The organism is Arthrobacter gandavensis (assembly GCF_039528575.1).
GTDB lineage: Bacteria > Actinomycetota > Actinomycetes > Actinomycetales > Micrococcaceae > Arthrobacter_B > Arthrobacter_B citreus_B.
Map to the genome: position 1 here is coordinate 512,678 of NZ_BAAALV010000002.1, position 16,027 is coordinate 528,704.

16 protein-coding genes and 1 riboswitch are annotated in these 16,027 nt (G+C 65.8%); of the genes, 6 read left to right on the top strand and 10 right to left on the bottom strand.

What is annotated here, in order from left to right; genetic code table 11:
- Positions 1-18: 18 nt before the first annotated feature.
- Both ABFX29_RS05635 and ABFX29_RS05640 read right to left on the bottom strand, forming a co-directional pair.
- Positions 19-1,287, bottom strand: a complete 1,269-nt coding sequence (locus ABFX29_RS05635; protein ID WP_152225601.1) for an Nramp family divalent metal transporter — start codon at positions 1,285-1,287, stop codon at positions 19-21.
- A gap of 105 nt (positions 1,288-1,392) precedes the next feature.
- Complete coding sequence (locus tag ABFX29_RS05640) at positions 1,393-1,638, bottom strand: PLDc N-terminal domain-containing protein (protein WP_152225603.1); 246 nt, start codon at positions 1,636-1,638, stop codon at positions 1,393-1,395.
- 207 nt (positions 1,639-1,845) lie between these two features.
- On the opposite strand from ABFX29_RS05640, the gene ABFX29_RS05645 reads away from it, so the two are divergent.
- Complete coding sequence (locus tag ABFX29_RS05645) at positions 1,846-2,340, top strand: hypothetical protein (RefSeq protein ID WP_152225605.1); 495 nt, start codon at positions 1,846-1,848, stop codon at positions 2,338-2,340.
- Here ABFX29_RS05645 and ABFX29_RS05650 read toward each other — a convergent pair.
- The 3 genes from ABFX29_RS05650 to ABFX29_RS05660 all read right to left on the bottom strand — a co-directional run bounded on the left by ABFX29_RS05650 (position 2,335) and on the right by ABFX29_RS05660 (position 3,604).
- Positions 2,335-2,709 (bottom strand): DUF1622 domain-containing protein, encoded by a 375-nt coding sequence (locus ABFX29_RS05650; protein WP_152225607.1) that lies wholly within the window; start codon positions 2,707-2,709, stop codon positions 2,335-2,337. The genes ABFX29_RS05645 and ABFX29_RS05650 overlap by 6 nt on opposite strands.
- A gap of 80 nt (positions 2,710-2,789) precedes the next feature.
- Positions 2,790-3,107 (bottom strand): hypothetical protein, encoded by a 318-nt coding sequence (locus ABFX29_RS05655; RefSeq protein WP_152225609.1) that lies wholly within the window; start codon positions 3,105-3,107, stop codon positions 2,790-2,792.
- Positions 3,108-3,172: 65 nt separating this feature from the next.
- Positions 3,173-3,604, bottom strand: a complete 432-nt coding sequence (locus tag ABFX29_RS05660) for a hypothetical protein (protein WP_152225611.1) — start codon at positions 3,602-3,604, stop codon at positions 3,173-3,175.
- A gap of 126 nt (positions 3,605-3,730) precedes the next feature.
- On the opposite strand from ABFX29_RS05660, the gene ABFX29_RS05665 reads away from it, so the two are divergent.
- Entirely contained in the window at positions 3,731-4,957 is a 1,227-nt protein-coding gene (locus tag ABFX29_RS05665) for an MFS transporter (protein ID WP_246167230.1), read from the top strand.
- 40 nt (positions 4,958-4,997) lie between these two features.
- Here the strand turns inward: ABFX29_RS05665 and ABFX29_RS05670 are convergent, their stop codons facing one another.
- Both ABFX29_RS05670 and ABFX29_RS05675 read right to left on the bottom strand, forming a co-directional pair.
- Positions 4,998-6,488 (bottom strand): amino acid permease, encoded by a 1,491-nt coding sequence (locus ABFX29_RS05670; protein WP_152225613.1) that lies wholly within the window; start codon positions 6,486-6,488, stop codon positions 4,998-5,000.
- A gap of 192 nt (positions 6,489-6,680) precedes the next feature.
- The gene (locus ABFX29_RS05675; RefSeq protein WP_152225615.1) at positions 6,681-7,712 is read right to left on the bottom strand and encodes a M14 family zinc carboxypeptidase; all 1,032 of its coding nucleotides are present in this window, start codon (positions 7,710-7,712) and stop codon (positions 6,681-6,683) included.
- 228 nt (positions 7,713-7,940) lie between these two features.
- Here ABFX29_RS05675 and scpC point away from each other — a divergent pair, with 228 nt between their 5' ends.
- Entirely contained in the window at positions 7,941-9,467 is a 1,527-nt protein-coding gene (gene scpC, locus ABFX29_RS05680) for a succinyl-CoA:acetate CoA-transferase ScpC (RefSeq protein WP_152225617.1), read from the top strand.
- 39 nt (positions 9,468-9,506) lie between these two features.
- Here the strand turns inward: scpC and ABFX29_RS05685 are convergent, their stop codons facing one another.
- Both ABFX29_RS05685 and ABFX29_RS05690 read right to left on the bottom strand, forming a co-directional pair.
- The gene (locus ABFX29_RS05685) at positions 9,507-9,863 is read right to left on the bottom strand and encodes a DMT family transporter (RefSeq protein ID WP_152225619.1); all 357 of its coding nucleotides are present in this window, start codon (positions 9,861-9,863) and stop codon (positions 9,507-9,509) included.
- A gap of 2 nt (positions 9,864-9,865) precedes the next feature.
- The gene (locus ABFX29_RS05690) at positions 9,866-10,180 is read right to left on the bottom strand and encodes a DMT family transporter (RefSeq protein WP_152225621.1); all 315 of its coding nucleotides are present in this window, start codon (positions 10,178-10,180) and stop codon (positions 9,866-9,868) included.
- A 10-nt stretch (positions 10,181-10,190) separates the two neighbouring features.
- Positions 10,191-10,257, bottom strand: a riboswitch (guanidine-III (ykkC-III) riboswitch).
- Between the two features lie 371 nt (positions 10,258-10,628).
- On the opposite strand from ABFX29_RS05690, the gene uriH reads away from it, so the two are divergent.
- The 3 genes from uriH to ABFX29_RS05705 are packed head-to-tail and all read left to right on the top strand — an operon-like array spanning position 10,629 to position 13,941.
- Complete coding sequence (uriH, locus tag ABFX29_RS05695; protein WP_152225623.1) at positions 10,629-11,576, top strand: uridine-preferring nucleoside hydrolase UriH; 948 nt, start codon at positions 10,629-10,631, stop codon at positions 11,574-11,576.
- Positions 11,573-12,997 carry a uridine transporter UriT gene (uriT, locus tag ABFX29_RS05700; RefSeq protein ID WP_455550989.1) on the top strand — a complete coding sequence of 475 codons (1,425 nt, stop codon included), beginning with the start codon at positions 11,573-11,575 and terminating at the stop codon, positions 12,995-12,997. Before uriH ends, uriT begins: the two co-directional genes overlap by 4 nt.
- 29 nt (positions 12,998-13,026) lie before the next feature.
- Positions 13,027-13,941, top strand: coding sequence for a ribokinase (locus tag ABFX29_RS05705; protein WP_152225625.1), 915 nt, complete (start codon positions 13,027-13,029; stop codon positions 13,939-13,941).
- A 98-nt stretch (positions 13,942-14,039) separates the two neighbouring features.
- Here ABFX29_RS05705 and ABFX29_RS05710 read toward each other — a convergent pair whose 3' ends face one another.
- A complete protein-coding gene (locus ABFX29_RS05710) occupies positions 14,040-15,821 on the bottom strand; it encodes a BCCT family transporter (protein WP_152225627.1) in 1,782 nt (593 codons plus the stop codon).
- Positions 15,822-16,027: the final 206 nt, after the last annotated feature.

The window sequence follows — 16,027 nt, forward strand, 5'->3', positions numbered from 1 at the left end:
CACTTACTGGGCCGCAGCCTATCCGGAACCAGTAAACGTCAGGTACAGCAGCACCACGTTCAGCGTGATCAGCAGGCCGGCCACCAGGACGCCCAGGGCGGTGGTCCACCACCGGTTGCGGTGTTCACCCATCAGGTCCCCCCGCGTGGTCAGCCACAGCAGCGGCACCAGGGCGAACGGAATGCCGAAGGAAAGCACCACCTGGCTCAGCACCAGCGCCCAGGTAGGGTCCACGCCAGCCGCCAGGATGGCCAGTGCCGGAAGCAGCGTGACCAGCCGCCGCAGCAGCATGGGGATGCGCACCTTGAGCAGTCCCTGCATGATCTCCGCACCGGCGTAGGCGCCCACCGACGTCGAGGCCAGGCCGGACGCCAGCAGTCCAAGGGCGAAAAGGAGCGCGACGCCGCTGCCCAGTGCGCCGCCGATTGCGGCATGGGCACCTTCCAGGGTGTCTGTGCCGTCCACGCCCTGCAGGGACGTCGCGGCGAGCAGCAGGATGGCGAGGTTGACGGTGCCAGCCACCGCGAGGGCAATGGTTACGTCCCAGCGCGTGGCCCGGATCAGCGTGGAGGTTGTCAGGCCGGCGGTGCGCTGGGGGAACCGGTCCCGGGTCAGCGCGGAGTGTGCGTAGATCGCGTGCGGCATGACGGTCGCCCCCAGAATCGACGCTGCGAGCAGCACCGAATCGGGACCGTCAAACCGCGGTACCAATCCTTCCGCCACGGCGCCGGGATCCGGGGGAGCCACAAAGACGCCGGCGGTGAACCCGATAGCGATGATCGCCATCATTGAAACAATCACGTATTCGAAACTGCGGTGCCGTCCGCTGCCCTGGACAGCCAGTACGGCCATGGACACACCGCCGGTAATCACGCCGCCAAGCAGCAGCGGAAGGTCAAAGAGCAGCCAAAGGGCGACGGCGCCGCCAATCACCTCTGCGACGTCGGTGGCCATGGCCACCAGCTCCGCCTGCAGCCAGTAGAGCCTCCGGCCGGCGGTGGAACGTACCCGTGCGCCAAGCAGCTCCGGCAGGCTGCGTCCGGTGGCCAGGCCCAGCTTCGCGGAAAGGTACTGAACCAGCCAGGCCATCACGTTTCCGGCGACCACTACCCACACCAGCAGGTAACCGAAGCGGGCGCCGGCGGTCATGTTGCTGGCCACGTTGCCTGGGTCCAGGTAGGCCACCCCGGCTACGAGTGCAGGGCCAAGGAGCCAGGGCAGGCGCGTGCCCGCCTTGGGCCGGGAGGTCCGGGGCGCAGGGTCCGTGGGGGCTGCCTTGCGGAGCATAAGGCCAAGGTAACACCGGGAGTTCGGAGTGCCTAACAGTTTCCGGCAGGTGTGCTCAACAACCCTGGAACTGGTAACCCAGGTCTCAGGGCATCCCGGCGGGTCCTATGCCAGGGGTTCGGTTCCGGACTCTCCGGCGGCCGCTGCACGGGTGCTGTGCTGGAGTACGGCAAGCCACGCTATTGCCCCGGCAACGGGAAGCAGAAGCACCACCGCAAACCAGAACACCCGCTTTCCTCCTGCGGTTTCCCCGGTCCGGAACAGGCTGATCAGGGCACCGGCCGTCAAGGTAAGGACAAGCAGTGCCAGCAGGGCCGCGGCAGGTATCCACATGAGGTAATCGACGGACATGGTCTTGGGGCACTTTCAGGCAGGTCAATAGGAAGTAGAGCAGGAAGCGCGGGGGGTCACTGAGTGCCGGAAGAGCTGTTCGGCCAGTGCTGAACCAGCCTATGGCCCGGCAGGGGTCCGGGCCATCATCCCTAAAGATGACTTTTGGAGGTGGCGGCCTCATCCCGTGGTTCCGGGGACGGGAGCCGCGGAGATTAGTGTTGAAGCATGCCTGACAGTCCGTCCTCCGCTGTGTTCCGAACCTTCACCGCCGTCCTGGCTGGCGCAAGCCTTCCGATGGCCCTGGTGATACCGCTGTGGATCACTGCGGGGCGGATGCTTTTTGGCGTCGACGGGCGCCTGGTTTCCATTTTCGCGCTGACGGCAGGACCGCTGCTGGCCGTGCTGATGCTTGCGGCGGCAGTGAAGATTACTGCCGCTGCTGCGGCACGCCGCCCGTTCGGAGCGCCCCTGAAAACCTCGTTGCTGCTGCTGGCGAACTATGTGCTGGCCGGTTGCTTCGGGTTTTTCGTTCCGGATTTCGGCACGCCCCAGGCGGGGTCGGTTTTCTCCGCCCTGGCCGGACCGGAGGTTCTGGGATACTCGGCAGCCCTGGCCAATCCTTTCGGCATTGCCACCCTCATGGTGACCGTGGCGGTGCTGGTATCCGCCGTCCGCACGCGGCCCGAGCCTGCTGGACACCAGACCGCAGCACACCTATAGCGGCTGCTTCGGGCCGGCTGGCTCCACGGGGCCGGGCTGCCGCTGCCACGGCAGCCTGCCGGTTACTTCCAGCTGCAGTGAATAGCTCAGGAAGGTCCGGATCAGCACAATGACTGCCAGCACGCCGAGCGACTCGAACGTGGGGGTTACCGCGACCGTGCGGATGATGTCCGCCGCCACCAGCAGCTCCAGGCCCAGCAGGATGGCCCTGCCCAGCTGCTGCCGGTAAACCTCATAGACCTTTTCGCGGCGGCGCAGCAGTCCCCGGGCAGCCAGCACTGTAGCAACGACGGCACCGGCCACTATCGCGGCAACTCCGGCGAGGTCCACCAGGGAACCGGCCGCCTCTATAAGGTCATGAAAGTCCATCCCGCTGACCGCTCCCACCCGTCTGGAAGGTGCTCTGCACACGCTTCTCCATCAACTGAGCTCCGGCCGGCAGCGCGGTGTCAACGCGAAGGAGCGCTGGGGGCCTGCACGGACGGATAGTAGAAGTCGAAGTCGTCATAGGGATCCCGCCAGGCTGAGTCGTCCCGCGCAATACGCACGACGGCGGCTGCCGGCACCCAGCGGTTGTGGGCCTGGCCGTCGTCGTCCATCCAGTGCACCAGCACCTCGCTGCGCGTCCAGGCTACGGCTTTGCCGTCCACCGCCAGGGAACCGAAGCGGCAGCGCACGTACGGCTCCTGCCGGTACGGGGCGTGCGAAACCGGGGGGCGGGCGGCTGAGGGGCTGCGGAGCGGGACGGGATGCGCGGTAACGGTCATGTGCCAACTCTTGCCGACGGCACTGACAATGGGCCCGCAGGAGTGTTCCGCGCGGACCGGGCAGGCTAGGAAGCCAGGTCCCGCCATTTCGCGGCGGCGCGGTTGCCCAGGGAAGCGCTGCTGTCCTTGACCTTCCGCGGAATCATCCGGATTACGGGAGCCAGGTCGGCGCGCACCGAACGCTGCGGCTGCACTGAACGCTGCGCCGTCGCGGCAGGAGCCTGCTGCCGGGTCGATCTACCCGGCCTGTTCATCAGCAGGTAGGCAAGGGCAACGGGCGCGATCAGCAGGGAGATCAGAGTGAGGGTGCCCAGCGCGTAGAGCGCAAGCATGGCGTAGAACGGCCGGTCGAACAGGGACGCAACAAAACCGGCACTGCCCAGGAGCAGCCACAGCCAGAAGAGCACGAGGGCGCCCAGGACAGTCCGGGCGCGCCGGAAAAGCATAACGGAGCGACGGCGTGCCGAAGGCGCGCTTGCCTGAGACTCACTGCCCATTTGGTTCTCCCCCAGCTACAAGAGCCCAAGACCGGCGGACCCTACCGCTGATATTAGTCTCTTTTGGTCTGTAACTCTGGCATACACAGGCAACAATGGTCTGTGTCGTCCCACGAGAGGAATATCTTGCGTTCCACCCCCGGCCCCGGTTTGCTGTTCGTGCTGGTCTGCGCCATGGGAGCCGGGCCGGTCATGAACTACGGCATCTCCGCTGCCAGCACGCTGATCATGGATGACCTGGGCATCAGCGAATCCCAGTTCGGCCTGCTCGCGGCCACCTGTTTCGCCAGCGCGGCGCTGTCCTCGATGTCCCTGGGGCGGTTGAGCGATCACATCAGCTCCCGCTCCCAGATGCTGATCATCTTCGGCGGAACGGCCCTGGCCCTGGTGCTGATGGCAGTGTCCGGGAACTACCTGTGGCTGCTCGCCGCCGTCCTGCTCTCCGGGCCTGCCCAGGCCATCTCCAATCCCACCACTAACCGGATCATTATCCACGCGGTCCAGCCGGACAAACGGCCGGGATGGATGGGCATCAAGCAATCCGGGGTGCAGGCCAGCCAGCTGTTCTCAAGCCTGTTCTTCCCGGCCGCAGCCCTGCTCGCTGGCTGGCGGGGAGCCGCCGTCGGAGCGGCGCTGGTGCTGGGCCTGCTGCTGGCCTACGCCTGGCAGCGGCTGCCCGCAGAGCCCCGCCGCAAGTCCGGTACAGGGCTGAAACGTCCCCCTGCCGAACGCCGGTTCCCGGCTGCCGTTTGGCTCCTGGCCGCCTTTGCACTCTTCTCCGGTGCCGGCATGCAGGCCACCAACGTCTACCTGCCGCTCTTCGCCCAGCGGGAACTTGGATTCCCGCTGCTGCTCGCCGGCGCAACAGCCGCTGCTGCCGGCGTTGTTGGGGTAGCCTCCCGGGTGCTGTGGGGCCGGCGCATGGCCGAAGGTGTCCGTGCCTCCACGCTGCTGCTGATCCTGGCCGCCGGGGCGATCTGCGGGGCCGGGCTCCTGCTTGCCGCCGGAGAGACCGGGAACCCGGCACTGCTCTGGGCCGGTGTGCTGTTCCACGGTGCGTCCGTCCTCGGCGTGAACGTTGTGGTGATGGCCGGAGTGCTGCGCGAGGTGCCGAAGGAACGCGTGGGGGCGGCGTCGGGTGCTGTTTCCCTGGGCATGTACGCCGGGTTCGCCTCCGGGCCGCTGGCGATGGGCCTGCTCCTTGAGTTCTCCGACGGTTTCCTGGACGGCTGGATCTTCATTGGAACGTCCTACCTGGTGTGCGTGCTGGTGGGCCTGGCGTATCGCCGTGTGGGCCGGCGGTCGTCCCGATCCGTTCCTCGCAGCCCGCGCACGGCAACGGATCAGGCCTAGCCAGCCTCCGCAGCTTCGCCGCGGCTCACGGCACCGGCAGCTATCCCGCGGTGCCCGGTTCCGGCGAGGTGGACGGCGACGGCCCGGTTCCGCCGGAATCCGTATGCCGTGGACTGTCCGGGTTCAGCAGCGAGTGTTTCCGGCTGTAGAACCAGTACACGGCCATCCCGATGACCAGCCAGACGGCGAAACGCAGCCAGGTTTCCCAATGCAGCTGCGAGATGAGGAACGCCGAGGCCAGGACGCCGAAGGCCGGGATCCACGGCATCAGCGGCAGCCGGAACTCCCGCGGTGCATCCGGCTGGGTCCGCCGCAGCACAATCACGGCGATGCAGACCACCACGAACGCTGCCAGGATGCCGATGTTGGTCAGGTCGGCCACGGCCCGGATCGGGAAGAACCCGGCCAGCAGCGCTGAGACTCCGCCGGCGATCCAGGTCACGCGCTGCGGGGTTCCGTTGGAGTCCGTAGCCGAGAACCAGCGGGGAAGCAGTCCGTCCCGGCTCATCGAGAACCAGACGCGGGTGACACCGAGCAGGAAGGTGAGCATTACGGTCAGGATGGACAGGACGGCGAACGCTGAGATCACGGTGGCGATGACCGGCAGGCCCACGTTCTGGAACGCGGAGGCGAATCCCGCCGTCGGGCTGATCTCGGTGTAGTTCTGCATCCCGGTGAGGACCAGGGTTGCCAGGATGTAGAGCACCATCGCTACGCCCAGCGAGAGCAGGATGGCCTTGGGCATGTGCTTCTTGCCGTCCTTGGCTTCCTCCGCGGCGGTGCTCATGGCGTCATAACCGAACACCGCGAAGAACACCGTGGCGGCACCCGTGAACACTGCGCCGAAACCGTTGGGCAGGAACGGGGTGTAGTTGGAGGTGTTGATGAAGAAGATGCCCAGCCCAATGATGAACAGGATCAGCAGGACCTTCAGGCCCACGGCCACCAGTTCAAAGCGGCCGAAGGTCTTGGTGCCGCGGCTGAGGATGAACGTGATGAACACGCAGACCACCAAGGCCGGCAGGTTGACCAGCCCGCCTTCCACGACGTCGCCGGTGCCCTGCATCCACACCGGCACGTCCAGCCCTATGCCGGCCATGAACTCGGTGAAATAGCCGGAGATGCCAATGGCGACGACGGCGACGATCGCCGTGTACTCCAGCAGCAGGTCCCAGCCGATAAACCAGCCGATGATCTCCCCCAGGGCCACGTACCCGTAGGTGTAGGCGGACCCGGCGCGCGGCACCATTCCGGCGAATTCAGCATAGGAGAGCGCTGCCGCGGCGCTCGCGAGGCCAGCGATCAGGAAGGAGATCAGGACCGCCGGACCCACGCCCTCGGCGTCGGGCCCCCCGTTTGCCACCAGCCCGGCCAGCGTGAAAATACCGATGCCGATGATGCCGCCGACGCCGATGGCCGTGAGTTGCCACAGGCCCAGGCCCTTGAACAGTTTGGAACCGGAGACCTCGTCTTCGGTGAGCTCGATTGGCTTGCGCCGGAAGACGGATCTTTCCTTGTTGGCCGCGGTCATATTGGCTCCTTGGACATCATGGACGGTGGTGCTGCATGGAAGTATCTGCCGCGTACGCCCCGCCCGGAACCCCCTGCGGCTTTTTCGCAGCCGATCCCGGCCAAGCGGTTCCCCGCGCGCACGGTAAAGGCGCAGCCCGTCCGGGGACTGCGCCTTTACCTTTGAAGCGCCTTTGACGCGGGGTTTGAGCCGTTACTCGCTGGGACGGGTGGTCTGCTCGGCCAGGGTGTCCCAGATGGAGGTGTCGGTGCTTTCGATCGAGCCGTCGGCGATGGCCCGGGCGGTGGCGTCCAGCGTGGTGACGGTCTGCTTGATCAGGTAGCCGTTGCTCTTCTGGCCCAGGACGGCGGAGGGGTTGGTGTTGTCCGACATGCCGCGCATCTCGAACAGCAGGGTGGAGATGCCGTATTCAACCGCGATCCCGTTTCGGCTGATGGTCTCGGCGGAACCGCCCACATAACGGCCCAGGTGACCCCAGCCGGTCGGATCGATCGCGTTGAAGACCACCGCGCCGAGCTGCTTGGAACCCTCCACCACCTCGGGAGAGGCATTCGGCGTCGTGGGGTAGAGGATGGAACCCGAAACCAGCTCGCCGTCCCGCTCGCTCTGCGTGCCCTGATGGTGCAGGTCGATCATGTAGTCGATGTTGTAGGCGCGCATCACGTTGTTGTGCAGTGCCTGGGTCTCGGGCTGGATCTTCGCTACGTGGTCCCGGTTCAGATCCGTGCCGGTGGCGTTGGCACGGGTGAGGGTGCGGCCGCTGGCGATGTAGCCGTCCAGCGGGAAGTCGACGTCGCCCATCGCCCCGTCCGGGTTGAGCATCGGCACGATCAGGATGTTGACGCCGTCCAGCACGCCCTTGGTCTTGCCGGTGCCCAGGTGCTTCACGAATTCCAGGGCACCTTCGGTGGTGAGCTGCTCGTTGCCGTGCTGCTGGGTCAGGTACAGGATGGTGGGGTTGGACGGATCGCTGATGTACTTCGCGAGGTAGAGGTCACGGCCCTTCACTGACTGCCCGATCACTTCCAGCTCCATTGCCGGCTGCTTGGCGTCCTGTTTCTTCAGCTCCGCCACCATCTCGTCATAGGTGCGCAGGATCGAGGTATTGATGGTCTCGTTGCCGTTGTAGTTCGGCCCTTCGCCGACGGCGGCGGCGGGAACTGCGGTGCCGGCTGCAAGCAGGACCGCAATCGAGAGTGCGGCAGCGGTTTTCGGGATCCTCATGGGGGTCTCTCCTCAGATAGCGCGGGGTGCGGTCCAAGCAGTGAAACCGGGCCGGATGGATGTGTCAATCGAAGTGCCTGCAGTCTGGTCTTTTCGCAGGGCCTCCTATATAAGGCCACGTCAGAGTGCGATTTCCGCTCCCTCAGAGCCAGCGGCCGGGTCCGCCGAATGTGAGCTGCGGCTCAGCTGCGGATAGGGTTGTTTGATTCGTTCTCTGAAAGGCCAGTTATGCGCGACCGTATTTCCCATCCCGGACTCTCCGAACTCGTTATGTCTGCGGAGCAGGCAGCAGCGATGATCAAGCCGGGAATGACGGTTGCGATGAGCGGCTTCACGGGCGCCGGCTACCCCAAGGCCGTTCCGCAGGCGCTCGCCGAACAGATCGAACAGGCGCACACGCGCGGCGAGGATTTCCAGATCAAGGTGCTCACCGGTGCCTCCACCGCCCCGGAGCTCGACGGCGTGCTGGCCAAGGCCCGCGGCATGGAGCTGCGCCTGCCGTACCAGTCGGACCCCACGCTGCGGAAGCGGATCAATGACGGCGAACTCGAGTACATCGACATCCACCTTGGGCACGTGGCCCAGTACGCCTGGTTCGGGTTCTACGGCCACATCGACCTGGCCGTCATCGAGGTAGTGGGCATCAACGAAGACGGCAGCCTCATCCCGTCCTCCTCGGTGGGCAACAACAAGACCTGGATCGAGCAGGCAGACAAGATCATCCTCGAGGTGAACCGGCAGCAGCCCGCCGCGATGGACGGCATGCACGACGTCTACTACGGCACCGCACTGCCCCCGCACCGCAAGCCGATCATGCTGGTCAACCCGGACGACCGGATCGGTGAGCCCTACCTGCGGCTGGACCCGGAGAAGGTCGTCGCCGTCGTCGAGACCGACGCCCCGGACCGGATGACGCCGTTCGCGGCACCGGATGAAACCTCGCAGATGATCGCCGGGCACCTGCTGGACTTCTTCGAATCCGAAATCAAGGCCGGACGCCTGACGGACAAGCTGTTGCCGCTGCAGTCCGGCGTCGGCAACATTGCCAATGCCGTGCTGGCCGGCCTCTCCACTGCGGGTTACACCGGGCTCACCGCGTACACCGAGGTGATCCAGGACGGGATGCTGGAGCTGATCCGCGACGGCGTGATCCGGGTGGCGTCGGCTACCTCCTTCTCGCTGAGCCCGGCAGGCATCGAGGAGTTCAACTCCAACATCGAGTTCTACCGCAAGCGCATCATCCTGCGGACCCAGGAGATCTCAAACCATCCCGAGCTGATCCGCCGGCTGGGCTGCATCGCCATGAACGGCATGATCGAAGCGGATATCTACGGCAACGTGAACTCCACCCACGTGGGCGGTACGGCCATGATGAACGGCATCGGCGGCTCCGGGGACTTTGCCCGCAACGGTTTCCTCTCCGCGTTTATGTCACCCAGCACGGCCAAGGGCGGAAAGATCTCCGGAATTGTGCCGATGGCGTCCCACGTGGACCACACCGAGCACGACACCATGCTCATCATCACCGAACGGGGCCTGGCGGACCTGCGCGGACTCTCGCCCAAGCAGCGCGCGCGGACGATCATCGAGAAGTGCGCCCATCCGGACTTCCAGCCCCTGCTGCAGGACTACTTCGACCGGGCCAGCCGCGACTCGGTGGGCAAGCACACCCCGCACCTGCTCGATGAGTCGCTGGCCTTCCACCAGCGGTTCGTGGAGACCGGCACCAGCCTGCCCGAGGCCGCGAGGATCTAGCGGTGCCTTTCGGGGCCGGGACGGGCTCCCAATCCCGGATTAGGAGTGTGAGCCCTCGGACGGTTCGGAAGCAGGTGCGGGCTTATCCACGAACTTCAGCCCGATCACGCAGCCGATAATCCCGGCCAGGAACAGCACCTTCAGCACGCCGGGTTCCTCGGTGCCGGTGAACATGGCCCAGGCCACCGTGAGCACGGCGCCCAGCCCGGTCCACACGGCATAGGCGGTGCTGATCGGAATGTGTTTCATGGCGTAGCCCAAGCCGGCCATGGACAGGGCCGCGGCCACGGCAAAGATGATCGACGGCGCCAGGACGGTAAAGCCGTTGGAAGCCTCCAGGGCAGTGGCCCAGACAGCTTCAAGGACAGCGCTGAGAAGCAGGATGATCCAAGCCATGGTTATGCCACCAGCTTCAGGCCGATGACGCAGCCGACGATTCCCATCAGCAGCACCACCTTGATCACGGTGGCTTTTTCCCCACCGAACACCATGGCGTAGCCGGCCGTCAGCACGGCGCCGATGCCCACCCACACGGCATAGGCCGTGCCCACCGGGATGCTGAGCATCGCCCAGGCCAGGCCCGCCATACTGGCAGCGAGCGCTACGGCAAACACGAGGGTGGGAAGGGGTTTCTTGAAATTGTTCGACTTCCCCAGCGCTGTAGCCCACACGGCTTCAAGCATTCCGGAGGCAATGAGGACAACCCATGACATGGCTAGCTCCTTTGGCCAGTCTTGTCGCGTGCCGGGTACTGAACCGTCGTCCGGGGGCCGGAGTGTCACGGCCCTGACCCTAAGGTAGCAAATCCGGCAATCCCGTGCCGTGGGATTCGCCACCCTTGCGCCGGATGGGACGAGGCGGGGCCAAGGATAAGCACCCGCCTGCGGTGCGCCAAATCAGCTCGGCGGCCGTTCGGGCCCGGTTCCGGACGACGGCGAATCTTGCCTCCCGGCGCCGATACCCTTAACAGGGTGCCCGCCCAGCACGGGCCTTAGGCGCTGACCGGACCCCCTCCCAGAGAGCCGGCCCGGCAGCCGCCAAGACACTCCTGCATATCCGTTTACGTCCCCCTGCGGTGCGCAACGGGTGTGTCAGAGAAGGGCACTGCGACGCCGGGATTCCGGTCCCTGGCGTCTGGAACCTCAACGAAGCGGAGAAGCAATGCCCCACAAAATCATCCTGGACTGCGATCCCGGCCACGATGATGCGGTCGCCCTGCTGCTGGCACACGGCAGCCCGGAGATCGAGCTCTTGGCGGTTACCACCGTCGTCGGAAACCAGACCCTGGAGAAGGTAACCCGTAACGCGCTGGCGATTGCGCGTGTCGCAAATATCACAGGTGTTCCGTTCGCCGCAGGCTGCGACCGGCCACTGGTACGCACCATCGAAAACGCTCCGGACATCCACGGCGATTCCGGCATGGACGGCCCCGAGCTGCCCGAGCCGACCGTCGAACTGGATTCCCGCCATGCTGTGGACCTCATCATCGACACCGTGATGTCCCACGAGCCCGGCACCGTCACGCTGGTTCCCACCGGCGGGCTGACCAACATCGCCATGGCCGTGCGCAAGGAACCGCGCCTGGCTGAGCGGGTGAAGGAAGTCGTGCTGATGGGCGGCGGCTACCACGTGGGCAACTGGTCCGCAGTGGCCGAGTTCAACATCAAGATTGATCCCGAAGCTGCCCACATCGTCTTCAACGAGAAGTGGCCGCTGACCATGGTGGGCCTGGACCTGACCCACCAGGCTCTGGCAACGGACGAGGTAGCCGAGCGCATCGCCGCGGTTGGCACCAAGCCCGCCAAGTTCGTTGGTGAACTGCTCGAATTCTTCGGGCACACCTACAAGGACGCCCAGGGCTTCGACTTCCCGCCGGTGCACGACCCCTGTGCCGTCGCCTACGTGATCGACCCGTCCGTGATGACCACCCAGCGCGTACCGCTGGACGTGGAGCTGACCGGCACGCTCACCCTCGGCATGACCGTGGCTGACTTCCGGGCCCCGGCTCCGGCGGACTGCAACACCTCCGTCGCCATGGAACTGGACCAGGACAAGTTCTGGGGCCTGGTCGTGGACGCCCTCGAGCGCATCGGTGAGGTGGACCTGTGAGCGAGACTACCCAGCGCCGCGTCAATGTAGGTGCCCTCATGGCAGCACTGCTGGCCGCCTGCGTGGCGTTCCAGCTCAACGCTTCCATGCTCTCCCCGGCCCTGGTCACCATCGAAGAGGAACTGAACACCACTTCTGCTGCCGTGGGCCTGACGCAGACGGCGTTCTTCACCGCCGCAGCACTGTTCTCCCTGTTCCTGCCCCGGCTGGGTGACATCATCGGCCGCAAGAAGGTCCTTGCCGGAATGCTGGTGGTCCTGACCATCGGTTCCGTCGTGGCTGCCCTTGCCCCGAGCATCGAGGTCCTCTTCATCGCCCGCCTGATCCAGGGCGTCTCCGGACCCGTGGTCCCGCTGACGCTGATCATGCTGCGCGTTGAAATCCGCGACGCGAAGCTCTACGGCACGCTGATGGGCGTCATCACCGCCGTCAACGGCGGCATTGCCGGCGTTGACGCCATCGCCGGAGGCTACCTGGCGCAGAACCACGGCTTCGCCTCGGTCTTCTGGGCCATGGCCGCCGTTGGCGCCGTCGCCACCGCGCTGCTGCTTTTCCTGGCACCTGAATCCACGGCCGAGAAGAAGGAAAAGATGGACTGGGTCGGCGTCGTGCCGCTGGTCATATCGGTGGGCACCCTGCTGACCGCCTTCAACGAGGCCGGCAAGCTGGCGGACGCCAACTGGCCGCTGGTAATTGGCCTGATTGTCGTTGCTGTTGTCGCGTTCGCCGTTTTCTGGAAGGTGGAGAACCGCACCGAACAGCCGCTGGTCGCCACCTACCACCTGAAGCAGCGCTCCACCTGGGCCCTGCTGCTGACCACGCTGCTGACCATGACCGGCGTCTTCGCCGTCATGAACGGCATCATCCCCGCACTGGCGCAGGACGGCGTCATCGGCTTCGGCATGGGTGCCGAGGAATCCGCCTGGTGGACCCTCACGCCGTACGCCCTCGCGGGCCTGATCGTGGGCCCCATCGCCGGCCGCCTTGCCGCAACCTGGGGTTACGGCAAGGTGCTGCGCATCGGCATGATCGGTTCCGTCATCGGCCTGACACTGGTGCTCCTGGTGGTTGGCAGCGATTCGAAGCTGGGCCTGCTGGGTGTGTCCCTGCTGATCGGCGTCACGTACGCCGGCATTGGCAACATCATGCTCAACGGCCTCGGGATTGTGCTCTCGCCCAAGGAGAACCCGGGCTTCCTGCCCGGCCTCAACGCCGGCGCGTTCAACCTGGGTGCCGGCCTGAGCTTCGCCGTGATCTACGCAGTCAAGACGGCCACCACGCCGGCCGACGGCGGTGCCGGAGGCTACTACGGCGGTATTGTTGCCGGTCTGGTCATCCTGGTGCTGGCCCTCGCCGCGTCCTTCCTTATCCCCAAGCCGGTCGCCGCCGAAGTGTCAGCCGACGCACCGGCTGACCGCTGACGCCAGACCGTTCCCAAGGAGAATCCCGCATGCCTGCAGGAAAAGTCGTAGTTGTAGGGTCGCTCAACGCGGACCTGACCGTGCGCACTGAGCGTTTCCCCTCCCCGGGGGAGACCCTCAACGGATCTGAGCTGGTGATCGTCCCCGGCGGCAAGAGCGCCAACCAGGCCGCCGCCGCGGCGATCCTCGGCGCGGACGTGCGCCTGTTCGGCGCCGTGGGCGCCGATGGTAACGGGGACCTGCTGCTTGAGGCGGCGGCCGGTGCCGGCGTGGACGCGTCCCGCGTGCTGCGCCGCGCCGGCACCGCCACGGGCACGGCCATGATCGTTGTGGACGCCTCCGGTGAAAACACGATCATTGTGTCCCCCGGAGCCAACGGAACGGTGACCGGAACCGAGCTGCCGGCGGACCTGTTCGACGGCGCTGCCGTGCTCACGCTGAGCCTGGAGGTTCCGCTCGAAGCGGTTACCGCTGCGGCGCGGGCAGGGCACGACGCCGGCGCCCAGGTGCTGCTGAACCTTTCGCCTTACCGCGAGGTCCCGGCGGAGCTGCTGGAGCTGACGGATGTGCTGCTGCTGAACGCGCACGAGGCCGCCCTGGTAACGGGACTGGCCGACCCTGCTGCGGACTGGGAAGCGGTTCTCGCTGCCCTGGACGCGCTGGGCGTGCGCCGGACCATCATCACCCTCGGCGGGGACGGCGCCGTCGTACTTGATGGAACTGCCTCCGGCGAGGGGCGCGTGGTGGCTGTTGCACCAACGAAGGTGAGCGCTGTGGACACCACAGGCTGCGGGGATGCCTTCACGGCCGCCACCGCGGCGCGGCTGGCTGCGGGGGATAGCCTTGCCGACGCGGCCCGGTTCGCTGCCCGTGCCGGTGCGCTTGCTGCTACGCGGGAGGGTGCACAGTCCTCCTACCCGGTCCTGCGGGAGCTGCTGGACTAGTACGGGTAATCCCGGCTTTTGCCGCTTAAAACGGAAGAGGCCCTGCACCGTCCGGTGCGGGGCCTCTTCCGTTTTATGCGGGAAGCTGCAGGGGAATGTCAGGGTTTGGGGGCCTTGTGGGCCCCGGCAGTCCGCCGCCACTGCTTCTTCACTGCTGCATCCACCTGGTCAGCCATCTGGTCCTCGTACTGCTCCTGCATGCTGTCCTGGACCTGCTCCGTCACGTGGGCGGTCAGCTCGTCACGCGCAATCTTCCGCTGTGCCCGCATCAGGGTCTCGTGTTCCTGATGGAAGGCCTTGGCGGTGGCAACGCACATCAGCAGGATCACCACGCTGAACGGAACAGCCGTGAGGATGGCTGCTGTCTGGATGGCTTCCAGGCCGTTGGCGAGCAGCAGCGCAATCGCAACTGCGGCCGCGGACAGGGCCCAGAAGATCCGGATCCAGTTCTTCGGTTCCACGTCGCCGCCGGTGGAGAGCATGCCCGTGACCAGGGCGCCGGAGTCGGCGGAAGTGATGAAGAAGATCGCGATCAGCACGATCGCGCCGATCGTCAGCGCCGTGCCGCCGGGCAGGCCCCCCAGCATGCCAAAGAGCGAGCCTTCCGTGTCTACCGTGCCGTCGGCGCCCACCAGGCCGCCGTCACCGAACAGTTCACGGTAAATAGCCGTGCCGCCCAGGACGGAGAACCACAGGAACCCGACGATGCTGGGAACCAGCAGGACGCCGGCAACGAACTGCCTGACTGTGCGTCCCTTGGACACACGGGCAATAAAGATGCCCACGAACGGTGCCCAGGAAATCCACCAGCCCCAGTAGAAGGTGGTCCAGGCGGCCTGCCAGGCCTCACCTTCCGCGCCGGAGAATGCCAGCGTATTGAAGGTCAGGCCAATGACGTTCTGGAGGTAGTTGCCGATCGACTGCACGAATTCGCGCAGCAGGAACAGGGTGGGGCCGGCGAACAGCACGAACAGCAACAGCAGGCCGGCCAGCGCCAGGTTGATATTGGAGAGCCACTTCATGCCCTTGCCCACGCCGGAGATAAGCGAGGCGATGGTGAGGGTGGTGATGCCCAGGATCAGGCCCACCTGCGTCATCTGCGTGGCCTGGAGGATGTTGGCCTCTTCCAGCCCGGCCGAAATCTGCAGCACGCCCAGGCCCAGCGACGTTGCCACGCCGAAGAGCGTTCCGACGAGGGCAACGACGTCGATCAGGTTGCCCCAGCCTCCGGAGACCCGGCGCTTGCCCAGCAGCGGCTCCAGGGTCCAGCGGATGGAGATGGGCCGGCCACGGCGGTGCACGGCATAGGCAATGGAGACGCCGACGACGACGTAGATCGCCCAGGCATGCAGGCCCCAGTGCAGATAGGTCTGGGTCAGCGCCTGCTGGGCCAGCTGGATCGGGGTGCCCTCCACTCCCGGACGCGGGGCTGCGAAGTGGTTCAGCGGTTCTGCAACGCCGAAGAACACCAGGCCAATGCCCATGCCCGCGGCGAACAGCAGGGAGAACCAGGACCGCAGGGAGAACTCAGGCTCATCGTCGTCCTTGCCGAGCTTGATGTCCCCGTACCGGCTTAATCCGATCCACAGGGCGAACACCACGAAAATGGCGATGGCGGCGACGTAGTACCAGCCGAACCAGCGGATGACGTTGCTCTGCACCGAATTGAACATTTCGGTTGCCGTCCCCGGAAAGATGATGGCGAAGAGCGCGAAAACCACAATAATGCTGGCGGCCGGCCAGAACACCCAGCGGGCAATGCCTGTTCCAGGCTGCACGTCGTCAGCGGGAGGTTCCCGGTCTACTTTCCCGGGGACCTCAGCCTTGGCGGCTTTGGATTGTGCGTCTTCGTCTGTACCTGCGCCTTGTATGGCGGTCATTCCCAGTTGCTCCTCCTGCGCTTTTTATCAAGCGCTTCAGATGTTTTCTGGCGGATGCTCTTGCGGCGGCGATGCACACCGTCTATAAGTCTACTGATTTGTGGGCGCGCGGCCTCATCGGGGATATAACAATCCGGGGCGCCGCAGGCTGCCGGCACCGCGCCGATGGTGGCAGGACAATCTCCAGTTACCAACGCAGAGCACCG

Bases quoted from the DNA above. Each gene is read 5' to 3' on its own strand.
- ABFX29_RS05635 (WP_152225601.1), bottom strand. From the start codon at position 1,287: ATGCTCCGCAAGGCAGCCCCCACGGACCCTGCGCCCCGGACCTCCCGG.
- ABFX29_RS05640 (WP_152225603.1), bottom strand. From the start codon at position 1,638: ATGTCCGTCGATTACCTCATGTGGATACCTGCCGCGGCCCTGCTGGCA.
- ABFX29_RS05645 (WP_152225605.1), top strand. From the start codon at position 1,846: ATGCCTGACAGTCCGTCCTCCGCTGTGTTCCGAACCTTCACCGCCGTC.
- ABFX29_RS05650 (WP_152225607.1), bottom strand. From the start codon at position 2,709: ATGGACTTTCATGACCTTATAGAGGCGGCCGGTTCCCTGGTGGACCTC.
- ABFX29_RS05655 (WP_152225609.1), bottom strand. From the start codon at position 3,107: ATGACCGTTACCGCGCATCCCGTCCCGCTCCGCAGCCCCTCAGCCGCC.
- ABFX29_RS05660 (WP_152225611.1), bottom strand. From the start codon at position 3,604: ATGGGCAGTGAGTCTCAGGCAAGCGCGCCTTCGGCACGCCGTCGCTCC.
- ABFX29_RS05670 (WP_152225613.1), bottom strand. From the start codon at position 6,488: ATGACCGCGGCCAACAAGGAAAGATCCGTCTTCCGGCGCAAGCCAATC.
- ABFX29_RS05675 (WP_152225615.1), bottom strand. From the start codon at position 7,712: ATGAGGATCCCGAAAACCGCTGCCGCACTCTCGATTGCGGTCCTGCTT.
- scpC (WP_152225617.1), top strand. From the start codon at position 7,941: ATGCGCGACCGTATTTCCCATCCCGGACTCTCCGAACTCGTTATGTCT.
- ABFX29_RS05685 (WP_152225619.1), bottom strand. From the start codon at position 9,863: ATGGCTTGGATCATCCTGCTTCTCAGCGCTGTCCTTGAAGCTGTCTGG.
- ABFX29_RS05690 (WP_152225621.1), bottom strand. From the start codon at position 10,180: ATGTCATGGGTTGTCCTCATTGCCTCCGGAATGCTTGAAGCCGTGTGG.
- uriH (WP_152225623.1), top strand. From the start codon at position 10,629: ATGCCCCACAAAATCATCCTGGACTGCGATCCCGGCCACGATGATGCG.
- ABFX29_RS05705 (WP_152225625.1), top strand. From the start codon at position 13,027: ATGCCTGCAGGAAAAGTCGTAGTTGTAGGGTCGCTCAACGCGGACCTG.
- ABFX29_RS05710 (WP_152225627.1), bottom strand. From the start codon at position 15,821: ATGACCGCCATACAAGGCGCAGGTACAGACGAAGACGCACAATCCAAA.